A 2848-nucleotide genomic window follows, 5' to 3' on the forward strand; every position below is an offset into this window, starting at 1 on the left:
GTCGTTCGTCCTCCGTTGCGCGGGCGGGGGGGGGCGATGCACTCCCCGGTGGGCCCCCCCCCCTCCCGGGCGCCCCCCCCACGGCTGGTGTCTCAGCGGGCGTCGTCAGGGCGTTCGCCCGGGGGGTAGCCCGTCGGAAGGTCCACCGGCACCCCGTACACGCGCATCTCCGCGGCGGCCGCGTACGGCTGCTTGTTGAGCGCGTTGAGCGCCGTGAACCGTACGTGGGAGGCGCGGACCCGGTCGAAGGAGACGCGTTGTGTCTGCGGGACGTCCTTCAGGGTGCCACTGGCCACGGTCGTCCACTGCTCGCCGTCGTCGGACACGGCGACCTCGTAGTCGCCGACGCGTCCGTTCTGGCCGCCGCTCTGCCGGCCCAGGTATCCGAAGCCGTCGATGTCGGCCGCTCCGTCGAGCTTCAGCGTCACCCAGTGCGGGTACGGCGCCTGGGAGGCGGTGTAGTCGGTGTGCCAGATGGTGCCGGTGTCACCGTCGAGCACGTTGGACACTGGTCCTTCGCCGGCACCCGAGGAGCTGTTCTCGGAATCGGCGGTCGCGGTCATCGAGCCGGGGGAGAGGACGGGTTCGTCGGTCACCGTGGCCCGCGCACTCGCCGACACGGTCTTGGTGGCTCCCGCGTGGGCGTACGTGGCGGTCACCTTCCAGGCGGGTGAGGTGCCGGCCGTGCCGGCCGGCGGGGTGAGGAGCCAGGTGGTGCGCACGCTCGCGCCCGGCTTCACACTCTCGAAGAGGTTGCCGTCCTTCTCCTTCACCTCGGCCTTCCAGCCCTCGGGCAGCCCCTTGAGCTCGACGCCGACGTTGACGGCGTCGGCGGACTCGTGGTTGGTGAACGTCGTGACGTACTCACCGGGTACACCGGGGCTCAGCTCGGCTCCGGACGGGGCCGTGACGTCGGCGCAGGCGGCTCCGGTGTCGGCCTCGCCCAGGTCGGTCACGGTGAAGTCGTCGATCACGAGGTCCGTGCCTCGGGCACTGCCGAGCTTGCGCAGGCCGACCCATGTGTCCCCGCAGCCGGCGACGATCTCACGGGAGTACGTCGTCGTGTCCAGGGCGGGTTCCAGGACGTCACGGGCGATGTCCCGGGAGCTGGTCCTCCCGTCCCCGACCCGGTCCGCGCCGGTCACCCAGGCCCACTGGCCCTCGATGTTGGTCTGGTACGAGAAGGAGACCTTGTACTTGTGACCCTCCTTGAAGGGCACCGTCGCGGGGGTCGTGCGGTGGACCAGGCCGGTGTTCTCCGCGTGGGACTTCAGCGAGTGCTGCCCGGCGAGGACGTCGTCGACCGCCTTGCCCTTCAACGTGCCGGTGTCGTAAGGCGAGTAGGTGTTCTTCCACTCCTTCTGGCTGTAGGGCTCGTGCAGGTCGCTGATGCTCGTGCGGGGGTCGGTGACACCGCCGGCGTCGCCCTTGACGAACGGTCCCCAGCCCGGCTGGTTGCCCTCGAAGTCGTCATGAGCGATCACGGTGCCGTCCTTGCCGCGGGGGAGTGGCGCCGTGGTGTCGGCCATGACGCGTACGTCGTCCAGGACGACCGGGGCACTGCCGGCGACGGCCCCGAGCTCCACGGTGGCCTTCCCGCCGCGCGGTGCCGTGAAGGCGACGGAGGCCCGCTGGGAGTAGGTGTCCCGCTTCTCGTCGGCCGCCATCTTGTTCAGCGCCGGAGTGGTGTCGAAGGACTTCGCCGCCGCGTCCTTGCCGCCGCGCACCCGGAGCGTGGTGTCCCGTCGCTGGCCGGGGCCGATCTCCACGTCGGCGCTGAGCGTGTACCGCTTGCCCGGGGTGAGACCGGAGACCATCTGGGAGATGCCGGAGGCGTCGTCGCCCAGCCGGACGACGTTGTCCCCGTTGTCGGCCCGGGTGATCTCCGCGCCGCCCCGCGCGTTCCAGTCGTCCAGGTCCCCGGCGTTGAAGCCCGGGTCGGACAGGCCGGTGAACTCACCGTAGTTCGGGTCCTTGTGGGGCGCCTTGCCGCCGTTCGGCACCAGGACGTAGGGCTGCCCCTTCTCCGCGGTGAGCGTCACCCGCCCGTCATCGGCCTTCACCTGGGCCTTCTTCACGCGGCCCTGGTCGGTGAGTTCGTAGAGGGTGAAGTTCTTGTTGCCCGCGAACTGATCCGTGAGATCGAAGGTGTGGGTGCCGCCGGAGGTGCTGTGGAAGTACATCTTGTCGGCATCGTCGGGCGAGGAGGTGCCGTTGCCCTTCCGGGGGTTCCCCCAGGGCAGGAGGTAGGTGTCGCCCTTGAGGACGACCGCGTCGCCCATGGAGACCTGCCGCTCGCCGTCGGCGGACTTCACACTCACGCCGCCGGTGAGCTTCGCGGACTTGCCGAGGTCCCAGTCCATCACCTGGTAGTGCTGGAGGAACTTGGTCGGCAGGTTGTCCGTCCAGATGTTGCGGTAGAAGGCATTCCAGTCGTCCTGACCGGTCCAGCCCTCGAACTCGACGATGTTGGCGCCGCCGAGCAGCGGGTCCACGTTCCACACGTCACGGTCGGAGTTGGCGAGGAACCGGACGATGTTCGAGTTGATGCCCTTGTTGGTGGCGCCGCCGTAGTTCTTGTCGGCGGCCCAGTGCGACCACACCGAGGACCCCTCGAACTTGTACGCCCACTCGGTGGACACCTCGAAGCCCATCTTGCGCAGCTCGGCGGCCAGTCCGTCGGCCAGCCAGCCGCTGGAGTAGTAGGCGTCGATGTAGACGGTCTTGATGCCCGGCGACTCCTTGCGGAGCTTCTTGAACCGGTCGAGGACGGCGCCGGTGCCCAGGTCCTCGCGCTGGTCGATGTGGTACGCCTGGTTGAGCCAGTCCCAGCCGTTGGGCTGTCCCT

Annotated in this window: 1 protein-coding gene; it reads right to left on the reverse strand. The window is 69.3% G+C overall.

Annotated features, from left to right (window positions below):
- Positions 1-92: 92 nt before the first annotated feature.
- Positions 93-2848, reverse strand: a 2756-nt coding sequence (locus tag ACFWR9_RS42415; RefSeq protein ID WP_383852951.1) for an endo-alpha-N-acetylgalactosaminidase family protein, incomplete at its 5' end; no start/stop codon positions are given.

The sequence above is a fragment of the Streptomyces sp. NPDC058534 genome (assembly GCF_042717365.1).
Lineage (GTDB): Bacteria > Actinomycetota > Actinomycetes > Streptomycetales > Streptomycetaceae > Streptomyces.